General features: G+C 72.0%; 14 protein-coding genes. 8 read left to right on the top strand and 6 right to left on the bottom strand.

All coding sequences use genetic code 11. The features are described 5' to 3' along the window. Nucleotides 1–183: 183 nt before the first annotated feature. The 7 genes from ACIO9J_RS07385 to ACIO9J_RS07415 all read left to right on the top strand — a co-directional run bounded on the left by ACIO9J_RS07385 (nt 184) and on the right by ACIO9J_RS07415 (nt 7,713). Entirely contained in the window at nt 184–1,047 is an 864-nt protein-coding gene (locus tag ACIO9J_RS07385; protein ID WP_401993992.1) for a DUF4190 domain-containing protein, read from the top strand. A gap of 94 nt (nt 1,048–1,141) precedes the next feature. Next, nucleotides 1,142–2,353, top strand: a complete 1,212-nt coding sequence (locus ACIO9J_RS07390) for an alpha/beta hydrolase (protein ID WP_401993995.1) — start codon at nt 1,142–1,144, stop codon at nt 2,351–2,353. A 112-nt stretch (nt 2,354–2,465) separates the two neighbouring features. Then, nucleotides 2,466–3,221 carry a GntR family transcriptional regulator gene (locus tag ACIO9J_RS07395; RefSeq protein WP_401993998.1) on the top strand — a complete coding sequence of 252 codons (756 nt, stop codon included), beginning with the start codon at nt 2,466–2,468 and terminating at the stop codon, nt 3,219–3,221. A 348-nt stretch (nt 3,222–3,569) separates the two neighbouring features. Further along, entirely contained in the window at nt 3,570–3,755 is a 186-nt protein-coding gene (locus tag ACIO9J_RS07400; RefSeq protein WP_055547635.1) for an SPOR domain-containing protein, read from the top strand. A gap of 188 nt (nt 3,756–3,943) precedes the next feature. After that, nucleotides 3,944–4,345: a (deoxy)nucleoside triphosphate pyrophosphohydrolase gene (locus tag ACIO9J_RS07405; protein WP_401994001.1), complete on the top strand. Its 402-nt coding sequence runs from the start codon at nt 3,944–3,946 to the stop codon at nt 4,343–4,345. A gap of 126 nt (nt 4,346–4,471) precedes the next feature. Then, on the top strand, nt 4,472–4,879 hold the full coding sequence (locus ACIO9J_RS07410; protein WP_401994004.1) for an ATP-binding protein: 408 nt from the start codon (nt 4,472–4,474) through the stop codon (nt 4,877–4,879). Nucleotides 4,880–5,052: 173 nt separating this feature from the next. Then, nucleotides 5,053–7,713 (top strand): SpoIIE family protein phosphatase, encoded by a 2,661-nt coding sequence (locus ACIO9J_RS07415; protein ID WP_401994007.1) that lies wholly within the window; start codon nt 5,053–5,055, stop codon nt 7,711–7,713. 50 nt (nt 7,714–7,763) lie between these two features. Here the strand turns inward: ACIO9J_RS07415 and ACIO9J_RS07420 are convergent, their stop codons facing one another. The 6 genes from ACIO9J_RS07420 to ACIO9J_RS07445 form a co-directional block, all read right to left on the bottom strand. Next, complete coding sequence (locus tag ACIO9J_RS07420; RefSeq protein WP_401994010.1) at nt 7,764–8,477, bottom strand: PspA/IM30 family protein; 714 nt, start codon at nt 8,475–8,477, stop codon at nt 7,764–7,766. A 154-nt stretch (nt 8,478–8,631) separates the two neighbouring features. Continuing rightward, nucleotides 8,632–10,728, bottom strand: coding sequence for a TPM domain-containing protein (locus tag ACIO9J_RS07425; RefSeq protein ID WP_401994013.1), 2,097 nt, complete (start codon nt 10,726–10,728; stop codon nt 8,632–8,634). Between the two features lie 313 nt (nt 10,729–11,041). Beyond that, nucleotides 11,042–12,247 (bottom strand): glycoside hydrolase family 1 protein, encoded by a 1,206-nt coding sequence (locus ACIO9J_RS07430; protein WP_401994016.1) that lies wholly within the window; start codon nt 12,245–12,247, stop codon nt 11,042–11,044. Between the two features lie 78 nt (nt 12,248–12,325). Further along, nucleotides 12,326–13,237 (bottom strand): carbohydrate ABC transporter permease, encoded by a 912-nt coding sequence (locus tag ACIO9J_RS07435; RefSeq protein WP_401994019.1) that lies wholly within the window; start codon nt 13,235–13,237, stop codon nt 12,326–12,328. Next, nucleotides 13,234–14,112, bottom strand: coding sequence for a carbohydrate ABC transporter permease (locus tag ACIO9J_RS07440; protein WP_401995880.1), 879 nt, complete (start codon nt 14,110–14,112; stop codon nt 13,234–13,236). The genes ACIO9J_RS07435 and ACIO9J_RS07440 overlap by 4 nt, the downstream gene beginning before the upstream one ends. A gap of 162 nt (nt 14,113–14,274) precedes the next feature. After that, nucleotides 14,275–15,519 carry a sugar ABC transporter substrate-binding protein gene (locus ACIO9J_RS07445; protein ID WP_401994022.1) on the bottom strand — a complete coding sequence of 415 codons (1,245 nt, stop codon included), beginning with the start codon at nt 15,517–15,519 and terminating at the stop codon, nt 14,275–14,277. A 353-nt stretch (nt 15,520–15,872) separates the two neighbouring features. On the opposite strand from ACIO9J_RS07445, the gene ACIO9J_RS07450 reads away from it, so the two are divergent. After that, the gene (locus ACIO9J_RS07450) at nt 15,873–16,859 is read left to right on the top strand and encodes an acetylxylan esterase (RefSeq protein WP_401994025.1); all 987 of its coding nucleotides are present in this window, start codon (nt 15,873–15,875) and stop codon (nt 16,857–16,859) included. The last annotated feature ends 244 nt before the right edge of the window (nt 16,860–17,103 follow it).

The following is a 17,103-nucleotide window of genomic DNA, read 5'->3' on the forward strand; positions in this document are numbered from 1 at the left end:
GGTGTCCGGGCGGCGGGTGTGCGGGGCCGGGTGGCGGGGTCCGTGCGGCGGCCGGGAGCTCGGGGTCGTACGCGGGCAAAGTGCCCGAGATAGCGGGATTTGCGGCTCCATTGCCCTTTCGCCCCCGCTCCCGACTACGATGCGCCAAGCTCTTCGCAACGCCCACCTCAGGAGCATGGCCCCGTGGACACACCGCCGCCGCCCGGTCCTTACCCGCCCTACCCGGGGCCGCAGGGCCCGCACGGACAGGCCCCGTACCAGAACGGGCAGCCCCCGTACGGGTACGGGCAGCCCCCGTACCAGCAGTGGCCGGGGCCGTACTCGCCGTACTCCCGCCCGCCCGTGAACGGCTTCGCGATCGCCTCGCTGGTCCTCGGCATCCTGTGCTGCATACCCGGCGTCGGTCTGATCCTCGGGCTCGTCGGCCTCTCGCAGATCAAGAAGAAGGGCGAGCGCGGCAAGGGCCTGGCGATCGCGGGAAGCATCCTCTCCGCGCTCGGCGCCGTGCTGCTCGTGCTCGCCGTCACCACGGGCACGGCCCGCGACTTCGTGGACGGCTTCAGGGAGGCCGCGCGCGAGTCCCGCAGCGCCACCTTCCCCGTCGGCAAGGGCGGCTGCTTCAACGTCCCCGACAGCGATCTCGGCAGCACCACGTACGAGTACGAGATCGACGAGGTGCCCTGCGCCAGGCCGCACGACGCCGAGGTCTTCGCGTCGTTCCGCGTCAACAACGACAGCTTCCCCGGTGACGCCGCGGTCCAGCGCCTCGCCGAGCGCAGGTGCACGGCGTACGCGACCTCGTACTCGAAGGGCTCGTCGGCCGATCTGAGCTCCGCCGAGGTCGTCTTCTTCGTCCCGGACCGCGCGACCTGGCGCTCCGGCAACCGGCACATCACCTGCCTGTACGCCGCGGTGGACGAGTCGCGTTCCCTGGAGGGGTCGTTGCGGGGCGACGGTACGGGGGACGGCACGGGCGGCGGTACCGGTGGTGGCACCAGTGGGCGCCCGGACGACGGGGCGGACGGCGGCGACAGCGCCGAGGTCTGAGCGGCGGCTGTCTCAGGAGGGGCGCGCGGCGCGGATGGTGCCCAGGGCGTCCGTCCTGAGGGCTTTTTGTCCGCTTCTGTGATATTTCTTCGGCGTGACGTCCGTCAAGCCGCCGCCCGCCGCGGCACGGGCCCTGCTCCTCTCCGCCGGACTCCTGAACACCGCGCTCGCCGTGCTCGTCGCCGCTCCGCTGCCCCGCGTCCCGCTCCTGGTGCTCGTCGCGGCCGCCGTCACCTCCTGGGGGCTGCTGCTCGTGCCGCCGGGGCTGCTCGGCCTCGTGGCCGCGGCGGCCGCCGGACGGCGCCACCCCTGGTGCGCGGGGCTCGCCGCGCTCGCCTCCTTCGCCGCCCTGGTGTACGGCGTGATGCCGTACGCCGCGGCTCTGGGCGCGGCCGAGCGGGCGGGTCAACACCTCGGCGCTGCACGCTACTTCGACGGCGTCAACTACGCGAAGGTGCCTGCCCGGGGGCGTTCCGTCACGTACGCGCGCGTGGGCGACGGGCACGGCGCCCGGCGCAAGCAGAAGCTGAAGCTCGACCTGTGGGCGCTGCCCAAGCGGCACGCGGTGCGGCACCCGGCCGTCGTGTGGGTGCACGGCGGCGGCTGGAACAAGGGGCACCGCAGCCAGACCCCCGAGTGGAACAGGTGGTTCAACGCGCGCGGGTGGTCCGTCTTCGACGTCGACTACCGCCTCGCGCCCCGGGCCACCCAGCTCGACCAGATCGCCGACGTGAAGTGCGCGGTGGGCTGGGTGCGGCGGCACGCGCGCGTGTACGGCATCGACCCCGACCGCCTTCTCCTGGCGGGCAGTTCGGCCGGCGGCAACCTCGCGCTCTCGGCCGCCTATACGGAGGGTGACGGCCGGGTCCCGGCCTCCTGCGCGGTGCGTGACAGCTCCGTGGCCGGGGTGATCTCGCTCTACGGGCCCACCGACATGCGGCGCCTGATCGCCGGGACCGTGCTGCGCCGCGACCCCATGATGCCGCGCCTGATGGGCGGTTCGGCCGCAGCCGTGCCCGCCCGCTACCGGCTCGGGTCGCCCGCGCGCCTGGTCAGGAGCGATGTGCCGCCGACACTGTTGTTGCACGGAAGTGCGGACCGCGCGGTTCCGGTCGGCCAGGCGCGCGAGCTCGCACGGCGTTTGAAGGGGGCGGGGGCCCCGGCGACGTACGTCGAACTTCCGTGGGCCGATCACTGTTTCGACGTGAACTGGGGCGGCTGGGGCAGCCAGATCGCCCGCGCGGCGACCGAACGTTTCCTCACCACGCTTGAGCGATCGCTATATCCGGGGAAAGGCCCTGCGTAAAGACCTGCGGGGAGAGAAATCATCACTTCGGGTGATTCCTTGGCCTTGGGTTGCACCCAACAACCCACGGTTGCCAGGCTGTTGCTGTCTGTCAACCTGATGGGAGTGGCCAGTGACTTTCGGTGAGCAGCCGGCGTATCTGCGTGTCGCGGGTGATCTCCGCAAGAAGATCGCCGACGGTTCGCTGCCGCCGCACACCCGGCTCCCCTCGCAAGCCAGGATCCGCGAGGAGTACGGAGTTTCGGACACGGTCGCCCTCGAGGCCCGGAAGGTCCTGATGGCCGAGGGGCTCGTCGAGGGCCGCTCCGGTTCGGGGACCTATGTGCGCGAGCGACCCGTCCCGCGCAAGATCGCCCGCACCGGGTACCGCGCCCTGTCCGGCGGCTCCACGCCCTTCCGCCAGGAGCAGGCGGCCGACGGCGCGCGCGGCACCTGGGAGTCCCGCAGCGAGCAGGCGGAGGCCAGCGCCGTGATCGCCGAGCGGCTCGGCATCCGCGCGGGCGACCGCGTGATGTGCACCCGGTACGTGTTCCGGGACGCGGGCGAGGCGATGATGCTCTCCACCTCCTGGGAGCCGCTCGCCGTCACCGGCCGCACCCCCGTGATGCTTCCCGAGGAGGGCCCGCTCGGCGGCTGCGGGGTGGTGGAGCGGATGGCCGCCATCGACGTGGTCGTGGACAACGTGGCGGAGGAGGTCGGCGCCCGCCCCGGCCTCGCCGAGGAGCTCACCGCGCTCGGCGGCGTCCCCGGCCATGTCGTCATCGTCGTCCAGCGGACGTACTACGCATCGGGCCGCCCGGTCGAGACCGCCGACGTCGTGGTGCCCGCCGACCGCTACCGGATCGCGTACCACCTGCCGGTCAAATGACCCCGGCGCACGCTGCCCCGCACCGGCCCGCCCCGGACTGCTGAGCCCCGCCCCGGCGACCCGGTAGGGCGGCTTTCGGCTCTTTCGCCTCGGCCCCCACGTCCCTCGTCCACGCCTCGTTCACGGCCGTCCGTCCGGCCGCCGTCGTGGACCGGCCGGGGGCGCATCCGCGCGATGCGCCCCCGCCTCCGGGCGCCCGTTGGCCGATTGCGCACCTCCTGCGTATCTCTTTGTGCAAACTCGTATCCGCTGAGTAAAGGTCGGGCGTAGGCTCGGGCATATGCGGATTGCGGTTTCCTTACTGATCGAGGCGTGGGGCGCGCCGGGGGCGGCGAGCGGAGGGGCGCGATGAACGACGGGACGGTTCTGCTGCCCTGGCTCGTGATACGTCAGGACGACAACGGCAACCGCTACCGCGTGGGCAGGTACGCGACGAAGGCCGAGGCACAGAAGATCGCGGACAGCCTCGACGACCGCGGCCACAAACAGCTGTACTGGATCGAAAAACTGAGCCCGAACGGCAGCGGCCGCTGAATCCGGGGCCCTGAGGGGCCCCGTCAGGGGCGCGGGGAACTGCGCGCCCAGCCACAGCGAACGCGCAGGCAAAGAGACCACCCGAACCACCCCGGACGGGGACGGGCGACCCCGGACGGGCTGGGGGCCCCGGACCACCCGGACCACGGGAACGCCCAAGCACAGCGCAGCGTCTACGCTCACGAGACATGAACGAACGCATCGTCGTAGGCGCCGCCCTGTACGACGACGACAACCGCCTGCTCGCCGCACGCCGCTCCGCCCCGCCGGAACTGGCGGGCGGCTGGGAGCTGCCCGGCGGGAAGGTGGAGACCGGCGAGCGCTGCGAGGACGCACTCGTGCGCGAGCTCCGCGAGGAGCTGGGCGTCGAGGCCGTACCCCTGGAGCGGGTGCCCGGACAGTGGCCGCTGCCCAAGGGGTACGCGCTGCGGGTGTGGAAGGCCCGTCTGGTCTCGGGCGAGCCGAAGCCCCTGGAGGACCACGACGCGCTGCGCTGGCTGACGCCGGACGAGGTCTGGTCGGTCGACTGGCTGGCCGCCGACGTACCGGCGGTGACGGCGGCGCTCGCGCTGCCGGGCGCCGGACACTGACTCCGCCTACGCCGTTCGTGCCACAGTGCGCCCAGGTAAGCGGTAATCCTGCCGGGATATCGGGTATGTGCCCATTAACCCCATGAAACCGGACAGGTTCCGCATCTGGTCTGGAAGTGATTCGGCGTGATCGACACTGAAGGCGACTGCGCCGAATGGGACTTTCCCGCGGACCCCGGCGCCGTCCGCACCGCCCGTGCCGTCGTCCGCGAACAGCTCGGTGAATGGGGCCTCGCGCAGCTCGGTGACGTCACCGTGTTGCTCGTGAGCGAGTTGGTGACCAATTCGCTGCGCTACGCGTCGGGGCCCATCGGCGTACGTCTCGTACGCCCCGTGGACCCCATGGGCACGCTGCGTGTGGAGGTGTCCGATCCGCTCCCCGACCCGCCCCTTGAGCGGACCGCGGGGCCCGATGACGAGGGCGGTCGTGGCCTTCAGCTGGTGGCCCGCTCGGCCAGGAGCTGGGGCACACGGCCGGGCCGTACGGGCCGGACGGGAAAGACGGTGTGGTTCGAGCTGGCGCTGCCGGGTTAGAAGACTGGCAGTGTGCGATGGGCGTCGGGCACAAGAGCGGCACGGGCCAAAAAGAGTCGAGTCCGTGCTGTGATCGTGAACGCCGTGTGGCGCGTTGCCGTAGTGCTGGATACTGCGGTCAGCCGCATGCGGTGACCGGTGCCGGACGCGGTGAGCTGGAGGGGACGGTTCGCGTGAGCGAGATACCAGCGAAGACGACGGAGCCGAGTGGCCCGTCGGGCGACGCGACTGCCGAGGGTGCCGGCGACGGCATGACCGAGGAGCCGGGCGATGCCGGGGCCGAGGGGCCCGTGGCGACGCCGCCGGGCGACGAGACCTGGCAGCGCAATCCACCCGGCTCGATCTACGACCACATCAAGGTCGCCTCGTTCTCGATCGGCGCCGACGGCCTGGTCGACCAGTGGAGCGTGCGCGCCGAGCGGCTGTTCGGCGTGGCCGCGCGGGACGCCGTGGGCAAGGACCCGATCGAGGCCTTCGTGCCGCCCGAGCTGCGCGCGGGCGGTCACCGCAAGATGGCGGAGATTCTCGACGGGCGCGAGTGGACGGGCGTCGTCCCCTTCCGCTTGCCCGAGGGCGGCGAGATCGACGGCGGCGGCACGGAAGGCGTCGCCGAGGTCTACGTGATGCCGACCGAGACGGAGGACGGCGAGCGGGCCGCGGTCTGCATCGTCGTCGACGTCCGGGCGCTCCGGCAGATCGAGACGGACCTCGCGGCCTCGCAGGCCATTTTCGGCCAATCTCCGTTCGGCTTCCTGCTGTTCGGCACCGACCTGAAGGTGCAGCGCGCCAACCGCCGCTTCGTCGAGGTCTTCGGCGGCGGCGCCGAGGACCAGCGCGGCCGTACCGTGCACGACTACCTGCCGCGCCACGAGGCCGACCGCATGGCCGCCGCGCTCAAGCGGGTCCTGGAGACCGGCGACGCCGTCACGGACATGCAGATCGTGGGCCCCACGCCCGGCAGCGCCGACCGCAGGCACTGGTCGATCAACCTCTACCGCGTGCACAGCGGTTCGGGCCGCCCCATCGGCGTCGCGGGCCTCGGCACCGACGTCACCCGGCGGCACGCCGCGGCCCGCGAAGCCGCCCACGCCCGCCGCAACCTCGCACTCCTGAACGAGGCCGGCGCCCGCATCGGCAACTCGCTGGACCTGGAGACGACCGCGAGGGAACTCCTCGACGTCGCCGTCCCCGGCTTCTGCGATCTGGCCTCCGTCGACCTCTACCAGGGGCTCCTCGACGGCGACGAGACACCGCCCGGCCTCGCCGACGGCAGCGCCGAGCTGCGCAGGGTCGCCTTCGCGAGCGCCGTGGCGGACGCTCCGTTTCCGGCGGGCACCGGGCCCGTGGACGTCGGCGCCGTGCACCGCTACGCCTTCACGTCGCCCTGCGCCGATGCGCTGCGCACCGCCAGGCCCCGGTTGCTCACGGCGGGGGACGACGAGTCCGCGAGCCGCCTCACCGGCGGCCTCATCCAGTCGACGCTCGCCGTGCCGATGGTCGCGCACGACACCGTGGTCGGCCTCGCCCAGTTCTCCCGTACGAAGGGCAGCGAACCCTTCGGGGAGCGCGACCGGGCCCTCGCCGTCGAACTGGCCGCGCGTGCCGCCGTCTGCATCGACAACGCCCGGCTGTACCGCAGGGAACACGAGCGCGCGCTGATACTGCAACGCTCCCTGCTGCCGCCCGGCGACCCCGAGGCGTCCGGACTCGACATCGCCTGCCGCTATCTGCCGGGCAACGCGGCCACCGAGGTCGGCGGCGACTGGTTCGACGTCATCGAACTCCCGGGCCACCGCACCGCCCTGGTCGTCGGCGACGTCATGGGCCGCGGCCTGCGCGCCGCCGTCGCGATGGGCGAACTGCGCACCGCCGTACGCACCCTGGCGCTGCTCGACCTGGAGCCCGCGGACGTCCTCTCCGCGCTCGACGAGATCGCCCGCGGCCTCGGCAACCCCGCGGGACCCCAGCAGGCCACCCGCGCGGCCCGCAAGGCCGCCGACGCGGACCTCAGCGAGGTGTACCTCGCCACCTGCGTCTACGCGGTCTACGACGCCGTCACGCGACGCTGCACCTTCGCCAACGCGGGCCATCTGCCGCCCGTGCTCGTCGAGCCGGGCGAGCCCGCGCTCATGCTCGACGTGCCCCCCGGCATGCCGCTCGGCGTCGGCGGCGAGCCCTTCGAGGACGTCGAGGTCGAACTCCCCGAGGGCGCCCTGCTCGCGCTCTACACCGACGGCCTGGTCGAATCCCGCCACCATCCGCTCGACGAGGGTCTGAACGCGTTCGTACGCGCCCTCAGCGACGCCCCACCGGCCCTGGAGGACGTCTGCGACCACGTCCTGAACACCCTCGACACCCACCACGGGGAGGACGACATCGCGCTCCTGATGGCGCGCGTCGAGGGCCTTCCCGCCGAGCACGTCGGCGACTGGACGCTGCCGCGCGACCCCAAGTCGGTGGGCCGCGCCCGCGAACTGGCCTGCGAACAGCTGCGCTCCTGGGACCTGGAGCGGCTCTGCGACACGGCGGAACTGCTGGTCAGCGAGCTGGTCACCAACGCTCTCAGATACGGCGAGGGCGACATCAGGCTCCGCCTCCTGCTGGACCGCACCCTGGTGTGCGAGGTGTGGGACGGCGGCTTCGTGCAGCCCCGTCGGCGCCGGGCCCGCGACACGGACGAGGGCGGGCGCGGACTCCAGCTCGTCGGGCTCCTGAGCGCGGCCTGGGGCTCGCGCAGGACGCCGCACGGCAAGACGGTCTGGTTCGAGATGGCGCTGCCGAACGGTGATGTGGAGCCGATGGACGCGGCGGAGGCGCTGCTCAGTCTGTTCTGATCAGCCTGTCGTTGTGCTCCTTCCGCGTCGGCCCGCTGTGAGCGGGCCGGTCACGTGGTGGCCTTGAGGGCGGCGAGGCGGGCCTCGACCTCCGCCGCGTCGCCCAGGCCGTCCAGCTCCTCGAACTGCGCGTCGAGCGAGGACGCGGCGAGCTCCTGCTTGCCCAGCGCCCGCGCCTCCTCGCGCCGCACCTTCTCCTCGAAGCGGCTCAACTCGCTGGTCGGGTCCAGGACGTCGATGTTCTGGGCCGCGTCCAGCATCTGGTTCTGGGCCTGCGCGGTCTTGGCGCGGGCCACCAACTGGTCGCGTCGCGCCTGCAGTTCCGTCAGCTTGACCTTCATCCGGTCGAGCCCGGACCGCAGCTTGTCCACGATCTCGGTCTGCGAAGCGATCGTCGGCTCGGCCTCCTTGGCCTCCTTCTCGGCCTGGAGCTGCCGGCCGAGCGCCACCTTGGCGAGCCGGTCGAACTTGTCGGCCTCCGCCGCGTTCCCTTCCGCGCGCAGTCCGTCGCCCTTCTTGCTGGCGGCGAGCGCCTTGGCGCCCCACTCCAGGGCCGCGTCCTGGTCCTCCTTGTGGTCCTGTTCCAGCATCCGCAGGTTGCCGATGGTGGTCGCGACCGCCTCCTCGGCCTCCCGGATGTTCGCCGTGTAGTCGCGGATCAGCTGGTCGAGCATCTTCTGGGGGTCCTCGGCCTGGTCGAGCAGCGCGTTGATGTTCGCCTTGGCGAGCTGGGCGACGCGGCCGAGGATGGTCTGCTTGGTCATGGCTGTCCTTTGCGTCCGGCTTCGCGGTCAGATCTTCGTGAAGGGATCAGATCCTCGTGGAGCGGTTCTTCGTAGGGCGGTGCTTCGTGGGGCGGTGCTTCGTGGGGCGGATCTTCCTGGAGGGGTTCCGCCTGAGGGGTTCTTCCTGGAGCGGTCAGAATCGTCCGCCTCCTCCCCGGCGCCCCCGCGTCCCGCCGCCACCGAAGCTCCCGGGCCCGCCGCCACCGAAACCGCCCCCTCCGTAGTGACCGCCTCCGCCGCCCCTGCCACCGCCCATGCCCCGGCCCATGCCTCCCAGGAGCTCGCCCAGGATGATCCCGCCGAGCACCGCGCCGCCCGTGCCGCCGCCCCGCCCACCGCCTCCGCCGAGCCCTCCGTAGGGGTTGCCGTAGCCCCGTACGTCCCGTTCCGCGAGCTGCTGTGCCTGCCGGGCCAGCGCGTCCGCCTGCTGGGCGTCGGCGAGCGCGGCCGTGGCGTCGTCGTCCTGGGCGGAATCCGCCTGCGCGAGGTGGCGCTGGGCCTCGGCCAGGCGGGTCCTCGCCTCGCTGCCGACGGCGCCCCGGTGCGTGGTCACGTAGTCCGCGGCCACGCCGACGGCGCTGCGCGCGGTGAGCAGGGCCTGGGCGAGCAGGGACCGGGAGCGGCGGTCGGTGACCTCGCGCTCGCGGGCGCCCGCCAGTGCCGCGTCGAGTGCCGCGTCGGCCTCCTCCACGCGGCGCAGGGCCTCGATGGGGTCGTAGGGCCCCGCGGAGGCCAGCCGGCGCACCTCGGCGACCACGGACTCCGCGCGGGCCGCACGGCCCCGCAGATCGGCCGTGGAGACGCCTTCCGCGGTGCCTTCCAGGAGGCCGCGCGCGTCGGCGAGGTCCGTCTCGGACTCGGCGAGCGCGGGGGTCAGCTTCTCGGCGGCCCGCGCGAGCTCGTCGGCGAGGCGGTCCACGGCGTCCACGAAGGTGGCCGCCTGGTCGACGGCGCCCTCGGCGGCGCGCAGATGGACGGCGGCGTTCCCGGTCTCGCCCGCGTCGAGGGACTGGCGGGCCTGGTTGAGGTGCGTGGTGGCGAAGACCAGCCGGTCCTTGGCCTGCTCGACATGGCCGACGACGGACGCGGAAGCGGTCGGCGCGTACGTGGTGCGCAGCGCGGCGAGGGTGTCGTCGGCCGCGGTGGTGCGCCCGGCCACCTGCCGGAACACCGTTTCCGCGTGCTCCAGGGCGGCCGGGGCGTTCTTCTCCAGGGCGCGCAGTTGGTCGAAGCCCGCCGTCTCCGCGTCGAGGCGGCGGCCCGCCTCCGTGCAGCGCGCCACGATCTCGTCCAGCATGCGGCGCCTGGTCGCGTCGTCCTCGGGGAAGGCGTCGTCGAGCTCCTGGCGCAGCCGGAACGCGGCCGTCAGCTCGGACTGCGCGTAGGTGAGCGCGGCGCTGAACGGCCGTACCGCCTCCTCGCCGTACTGCGCGGTGGCGAAGCCGAGTTCCTCGGTGCTGGTGCGGATCGCGTCGTCGGCCTCGACGAGCAGACGGCGTGCCTGGCCGTCGAGCTCGGGCAGCGGGGTGAGGTCCTCGGCCGCGCCCCGGTTCCAGCCGCCGCCGGGCGTCGTACGCGTGGTCATCCGCTTCCTGCGCCGCTTGTACGCGACCGTCGCCGCGACACCGGCCGCGCCCACCGCCACCACGGGGAGCACCAGGTCACCGGCGGTGGAGTCGTCGCCGGCGCCCGGGTCGGCCTCGCCCGGGGTGATCGCGGGGGTCGGCACCGCCTGTCCCGCGAGCACCGCGCGGTAGCCGTCGGCGGCGCCGATGGCCGCGCCCGCCCAGTCGTTCTCGCGCAGGGCGGGCCGGATCGCGGTGGTGGCGACCTCTCTGAGCTGGGCGTCCGTGAGCCGCGACGCGTCGTCCACGGAGTAGGCGAACTGCCGGTCGCGGGTGGCGACGGCGAGCAGTACGTCGTCGATGCCGAGGCCGTTGCGTTCGGCGGTGGCGTCCGCCCAGCTCTGCGCGGAGCGGCCGGAGAAGTCGCGTACGTAGACGACGAAGAGCTGCACGCCGCGGTCGTCGTAGAGCCGGTCGAGGGCCTGCTCGGTGGCGTCGTCGCGGTCCCCGAGCGCGCCCGTCTTGTCGGTGATCTGGCCGGAGCGGGAGAGCGTGACCGGATCGTCGGCGGCCGCGGGCGGGGGACTCAGCAGCGCGAACCAGGCGAGCAGCACGGCCACCGCGGCCGCTGCCGCCCGCCCGGCCAGGTGCGAGGGCGGCGTCACATTTGGGAGCGTATGGCGGTATCCGGGGTGCCGCGACCGGACCGGAAACGGCAGCCCGGAGCGACACCCGGGAGCGCACCCGGGAGGAGCGCCTCAGATGCTGAGGCGCTCCTTGGCGAGCAGCGGCCGCACGCGCGTGGGGTGCGCGGGCTCGTGCGGGTCGTGCGTGCGGCGGTGCGGGGGCCGGCCGCTGTCAGGTGCGGCCGGCCCCCGGTATGGGGCGCGCCCGCGAGGGGCGCGGGGAACGGCGCGGCCGGGCACGGCGAACCGTGGCGGCCCCGCGGAGTTCCTGCCGGGCGGAGCGCGGGCGTTCCTACTGCGCGAGGCGCGGAAGTTCTCGCGTGCGGCCGAGCCCGCCCAGCCAGTGGGCGGACGGCTTGGGCGTGCGGGCGAACGTCTCGCGGTCCCAGGCGATCAGCCCGAAGGCGGGCAGGTAGGAGCCCCACTCGTAGTTGTCCAGGGCGCTCCAGGCCAGGTAGCCCCCGATGTTGAGGCCCTCCGCCAGGCAGGCGGCGACCTCGTCGAGCGCGCCCTTGTAGTAGTCGACGCGGCGCTCGTCGTCGTCCGTGGCGATGCCGTTCTCGGTGACGATCAGGGGCACGTCGGCATCGGCGAGCACGGCGGCGGTGTGGCGCAGCGCGTGCCCGACGGCGGCCGGGTAGTACTCCCACTGCGTGAGGGTCCGCTCGGCGTCGGCAGGCGCGGGTATCGGGCCATCGGGGCCGATCCGGGTGCGCGTGTAGGACTGCACGCCGAGCCAGTCGTCGCCGCGCGCGGCCTCGATGAAGACGTCCTCGCGGGGGTGGCGGTAGGCGGCGGTGACGTCCTCCGCGCCGGGCAGCGCCTGGTAGACCTGGTTGGCGACGGTCCAGCCCACGCGGATCGCCGGGTCGATCGCCCTGACCTCCTTGACGGCGGCGCGGTGCGCGGCGATCACCGCGTGCGTGGTCTCCTCGTCCGGGGTCGGCAGCCCGGCGGGCGGGAAGCCGATGTCGCCGCGCTTGGCCTGCCCGGCCATCACGGCGATCATGTTGGGCTCGTTGATGGTGCAGACGTACGGCACCCCGTCGGCGATGACCGGCGCGCAGGCGGCGACGTAGCGCGCGAACAGCTCGGCGGAGTCCTCGGCCGTCCAGCCGCCCCGCGCCTCGAACCACTGGGGCACGGTGAAGTGGTGCAGGGTGACCATCGGCCGCAGACCGCGCTCGATCGCGCCCTCGACCATCCGCCGGTAGTGCGCGAGCTCCGCCCGGGAGAAGCGGCCCTCGGCGGGCTCGATGCGGGCCCACTCGATGCTGAACCGGTAGTCGGTGAAGCCGAGTCCGGCGAGCACGTCCATGTCCTCGGGCCAGCGGTGGTAGCTGTCGCAGGCGTCCAGGCTGGGCTCCTGGATGTGGGTGCCGGTGCTGTGCTCCTTCACCCACCAGTCGCTGTTGGTGTTGTTGCCCTCGATCTGGTGGGCGGCGGTGGAGGCGCCCCACAGAAAGCCTTCGGGGAACGGGATCGGGGTGTGCGTCATCGCGAGATGTCTCTCTCTTGCAAGGTGGGGGAGTGCCGGGTGGGGGAGTGCCGGGCGGGGCGGGCGGCGGCCCGGGGGCTACTTCATGCCGGCGGTGGCGATGCCCTGGGTGAAGTACCGCTGCAGTACGGCGAAGACGATCAGTACCGGCAGCACGATCAGGAACGCCCCGGCCATCAGCATCCCGTTGGAGCCGGACGACTTGTTGGGGTCGGTCGCGAAGGTGGCGAGGGCGACCGGGAGGGTGTACTTGTCGGGGTCGTTGGTCGCGATCAGGGGCCAGACGAAGTTGTTCCAGGACCCGAGGAACGTGAAGATCGAGAGCGTCGCGAGGGCGGGCTTCACCAGTGGCATCACGATCCGCCAGAAGATGTACCACTCGCTGGCGCCGTCCATCCGGGCCGCTTCGAGCAGCTCGTCGGGGATCGACTGCATGAACTGCCGCATCAGGAAGACCCCGAAGGCACCGGCCGCGAAGGGCAGCACGAGGGCGGCGTAGGAGTCGATCAGCTGAAGCTTGCTCATCAGCACGAACAGGGGCAGCAGCATCAGATTGCCGGGCACCATCAGGGCGCCGAGCACCAGCGCGAAGATCTTGTTCCGGCCGATGAAGTTCAGCTTGGCCAGGGCGTATCCGAGCATCGAGCAGAAGACGAGATTGGCCACGGTGACGAGCACCGCGACGATCACCGAATTCATGAAGTAGAGCGGCAGATCGAGCTTGTCGAGCAGCCGGTCGAAGCTGTCCAGGGTCCACTCGGACGGAATCCACACCGGCGGACTCGCGGTCAGGTCCCCGGCCGTCTTGAACGCCGAAAGGGCCATCCACAGGAACGGCGCGGACATGATGAGGAGGCCGGCGGAGAGGAGCACATAGACGAGCGGCCGCTTCAGGCCGCGCCGGGCGCCGGAGGACTTCTTCGCGCCCGGAGTGCCGGAGGAGTTCTCCGGTCCCTCCTGCTTCTGCACCACCAGGGAATCGGCGCTCATTTGGTGTTGTCCTTCAGCAGTCGGAGCTGGAGCACCGTGATGCCCATGATCACCACGAAGAGGACGTACGCCATGGCGCTGGCATAGCCCATGTGGAAGAAGTTGAAGCCCTCGCGGTACATGTTCAGCGACACGGTGAGCGTGGAGTCCGAGGGACCGCCCTGCGTCATGACGAACGGCTCCTCGAAGACGTTGAGATAGCCGATCGTGGTGATCACCGTGGCGTAGAGCAGCGTGGGCCGCAGCAGCGGGACGGTGATCCGGCGGAACTCCTGCCAGGTACCGGCCCCGTCCAGCTTGGCGGCCTCCCGTACCTCGGTGGGAATGGCCTGTAGTCCGGCGATGAAGAGCACCATCACCGTGCCGAGATTGCGCCAGACGGCCATGGCGATCAGCGAGGGCATGGCGAGCGTCTCGCTGCCGAGGAAGTCCGGTGCGGTGAGACCGAGTTCGGCGCAGAGCCCGGCGATGAGCCCGTCGCTCGGATCGAGCACGAAGCGCCAGACGACGGCCACCGCGACGATGGAGGTCACGACGGGCGCGTAGAAGCCGACCCGGAAGAAGGTCCGGGCGCGATCGATCCCGTTGTTGAGGAGGACGGCCACGAAAAGACCGAGGAAGACGGTGAGCGGAACGCCGATCACCACGAAGTACCCGGTGTTGAAGAGGGACTTGAGGAACTTCTCGTCGCCGAAGAGCTTGGTGTAGTTCTCCAGGCCGATGAAGTTCGCTTCCCAGGGGCGGGTCACGTTGCGCAGCCCGAAGTCCGTGAAGCTCATGGCCAGCGTGGCGACGATGGGGAACGCCATGAAGACGGTGAAGAGAACCAGGAACGGGGTGGAGAAGAGCCACCCGGCCAGATTCTGCACGCCCATGCCGCGCCCGCGCCCGCGCCCGCTCCCGCGCCGTCGGCCGTCGCGGCCGTCGTGGCCGCCCTTGGATCCGGCGGCCCGTGACGCTCCCGTCTCCTGGGAGCCGTCCCGCACCCCGGCCACCGGTACGGCGGCCTCTCCGCTAGTGGTGCTCATGGTCGCCGCCTACTTCACGAGGTTCTCGATCTCGGACTGCGCCTTCGCGGCGGCGTCCTCGGCGGAGGCCTTGCCCTGGGTCACCGACTCGATGGCCGCGTCGACCTTGGAGGTCACCTCGGTCCACTTGGCCAGCGCGGGCGAGGTCTTGGCGGTCTCCATCTGCTTCTTGAAGACCTGGAGACCGGCGTTGTCGGCGAGCTCGCCGCTCTCCCACGCCTCGGTGTTGGCGGGCAGATCGCTGGTGCGCTCGAACCAGTCGGCCTGGCCCTCGGCGTCGGTCAGGTACTGGATGAACTTCTTGGCGGCGGCCTTGTGCGCGCTGTCCTTGGAGATCACCAGGCTCGATCCGCCCGCCATCGAGGTGGAGGTCTTGTCGGCGGGGACGGGGGCGACGGCCCACTTGCCCTTGAGGTCCGGGTACTGGTCCTTGATCAGGGTGCTGATCCAGGGGCCGGAGAAGAACATCGGGACGTCGCCGGTGTTGAAGTCCTTCAGCGGGTCGTAGCCGGGCTGCGCGCTCTTCGTGCTGAGCCCGTCCTTCATGTACGCGCCGTACTCCTTGAGGGCCTTCACCGTGGCGGGGCTGTCGAAGGCGGCCTTGCCGTCCTTGTCGACGATCTCGCCGCCCGCCGAGTACAGGAAGGAGTAGAAGGACTGCACGGTGTCGAGGCCGCGGGGCTGGAGGTAGATGCCCCACTTGCCGTCGCCCTTGTCCCGCAGGGCCGTCGCCATGTCCCGCAGGCCCTTCCAGTCGGCCGGGGGCTCGTCGACGCCTGCCTTCTTCGCGAGGTCGGTGCGGTAGTAGAGCACGCGGGTGTCCACGTACCAGGGCACGCCGTACGAGGTGCCGTCCACCTCGCCCTGCTGCCAGCCCGCGGGGAAGAAGTCCTTCTCGTCGAAGGTCTTGGTGTCCACCGGTTCCAGGACGCCGAGTTCGGCGAACTCGCCCATGTAACTGCCGCCCATCTGCGCCACGTCGGGCAGCTTGCCCGCGGCGGCGGCCGAGACCAGCTTCTGGTGGGCGACGTCCCAGCCGACGGGGGTGACCTTGACGGTGATGTTCGGGTTCGCCTTCTGGTACTCCTCGGCGACCTCCGCGAGCTTCTCGCCCTCGGCACCCATGGCCCAGACGGTGAGCGTCTGCTTCTTGTCGGCGGCGACTTCGTCACCGGCGGAGCTGCCGCACGCGGTGACGGCGAACGCCGTCGCGAGTGCGATGGCGACCGAAGCGGTTCTGGCGGCGGGGTGCATGGACGGCTCCTCCTTGAGCTTCCCTGACGTTCCGGCGTCTCGCGGCGCCGGATGTATGCGCTGTCTGTAAGCGCATACATCACTCTGTGGCAGTGCCCCTGGTGACCGCAAGAGGGTCTTGGTCACACTCCCGTAACGGGGGTGAGGAGGGGGGTGTGGGTGATCTGCGTGGCTTGAGCAAGCTATGCGGAATGTTTGCACCCTGAAAGGAAATGTGGCGGTCGCCTCATGCGTCGCAGACCAGTTGGGCCGGGGTGGCCTGCCGCGCCGACGGACTGGTCCGTTCCGCCCGGCTACGCTCCGCCCTGCCCGTCTCCGCCCCGCCCCGCTCCGGGCCTGGTTAGGGTCGCGGCATGCCCGCGTTCTCGCACGACTTCCCGTTCGACCCGGCGTACGGCTACACGCGCGAGGACCTCCTCGCCGTGCCCGCGCCGCCCGCACCGGCCGACTTCGCCGCCTTCTGGCGGGCCCGCCACGAGGCCGCCCGCGCGATCGCGACCGCGCCCGTCGTCGGTCCGGTGGAGGAGGTGCGCGACGGTGTCCGTGTGTACGGGGTGACGTACGCGTCGGTCGGCGGGGTGCGGCTCGGCGGCTGGCTCGTGCTGCCCGCCGAAGACCCCGTGGAGCAGGGGTTCGTGGTGGGGCACGGCTACGGCGGGCGGGATGAACCGGGGCCGGACGTTCCGCTGCCGCTGCCCCGTTCGGCCGCGCTGCTGCCCTGTGTGCGGGGCATGGCGACCCGGGGGCGTCACCCCGGCATCCCCGACCGGGCCGACGCGCACGTCCTGCACGGCATCGGGTCCCGCGACACGTATGTCATCGCGGACTGCGTGGCCGACCTGTGGTGCGCGGCGTCGGCGCTGCTCGAACTGGTCCCCGAGCTGACCGCGGGAGTGCGGCGGCCCGCCATCGGCTACCTCGGGGAGAGCTTCGGCGGCGGGCTCGGCGCGCTCGCCCTGCCCTGGGACGAGCGCTTCGCTGCCGCGCAGCTGACCGTGCCCACCTTCGGCAACCATCCGCTCCGGCTCACGCTCCCGTGCGCGGGCAGCGGCGAATCGGTCCGCGCGTACCACCGGGCGCACCCCGAAGTCGCCGATGTGCTGCGCTACTTCGACGCGGCGACGGCGGCGACGTACCTGCGCCTGCCGACCCTCACGGCGCCCGCGCTCTTCGACCCCTCGGTCCCTCCGCCGGGCCAGTTCGCGGTGCACAACGCGCTCGCGGGCCCGCGCGCACTCCACGTACTCGAGGCGGGTCACTTCGCGTACGAGGGCGCGGAGAGGGAGGCGCGGGACCTGCGTGAGGCCCGCGCCGCGTTCTTCGCCACGCACCTGGGCTGAGGGCCGCGTCCATCGGCTGACTGCCGCGCCCTGGCTGGCGGCGAGGCCCATGCGCCTCGGCTGACTGCCGCTCGCCCCGGGGCCGGTTGGCGGGTGCCTCGGCTGACCGACGTGCGTCTGGGCCTGCTGACCACGCACCTCGGCTGCCCGCCGCTCACCTCGCCCGGTTGGCCGACGCCTCGGCTGGCCGTCGCGCCCCAGTAGCCAACCGCTCGCCCGGGCCCGTGGCCGCGCGCCTCAGTCG

The organism is Streptomyces sp. NPDC087300 (assembly GCF_044744425.1).
GTDB lineage: Bacteria > Actinomycetota > Actinomycetes > Streptomycetales > Streptomycetaceae > Streptomyces.

Coding starts and splice junctions, on each gene's coding strand:
- ACIO9J_RS07400 (WP_055547635.1), top strand. CDS start 3,570: ATGAACGACGGGACGGTTCTGCTGCCCTGGCTCGTGATACGTCAGGAC.
- ACIO9J_RS07405 (WP_401994001.1), top strand. CDS start 3,944: ATGAACGAACGCATCGTCGTAGGCGCCGCCCTGTACGACGACGACAAC.
- ACIO9J_RS07420 (WP_401994010.1), bottom strand. CDS start 8,477: ATGACCAAGCAGACCATCCTCGGCCGCGTCGCCCAGCTCGCCAAGGCG.
- ACIO9J_RS07430 (WP_401994016.1), bottom strand. CDS start 12,247: ATGACGCACACCCCGATCCCGTTCCCCGAAGGCTTTCTGTGGGGCGCC.
- ACIO9J_RS07435 (WP_401994019.1), bottom strand. CDS start 13,237: ATGAGCGCCGATTCCCTGGTGGTGCAGAAGCAGGAGGGACCGGAGAAC.
- ACIO9J_RS07440 (WP_401995880.1), bottom strand. CDS start 14,112: ATGGGCGTGCAGAATCTGGCCGGGTGGCTCTTCTCCACCCCGTTCCTG.
- ACIO9J_RS07445 (WP_401994022.1), bottom strand. CDS start 15,519: ATGCACCCCGCCGCCAGAACCGCTTCGGTCGCCATCGCACTCGCGACG.
- ACIO9J_RS07450 (WP_401994025.1), top strand. CDS start 15,873: ATGCCCGCGTTCTCGCACGACTTCCCGTTCGACCCGGCGTACGGCTAC.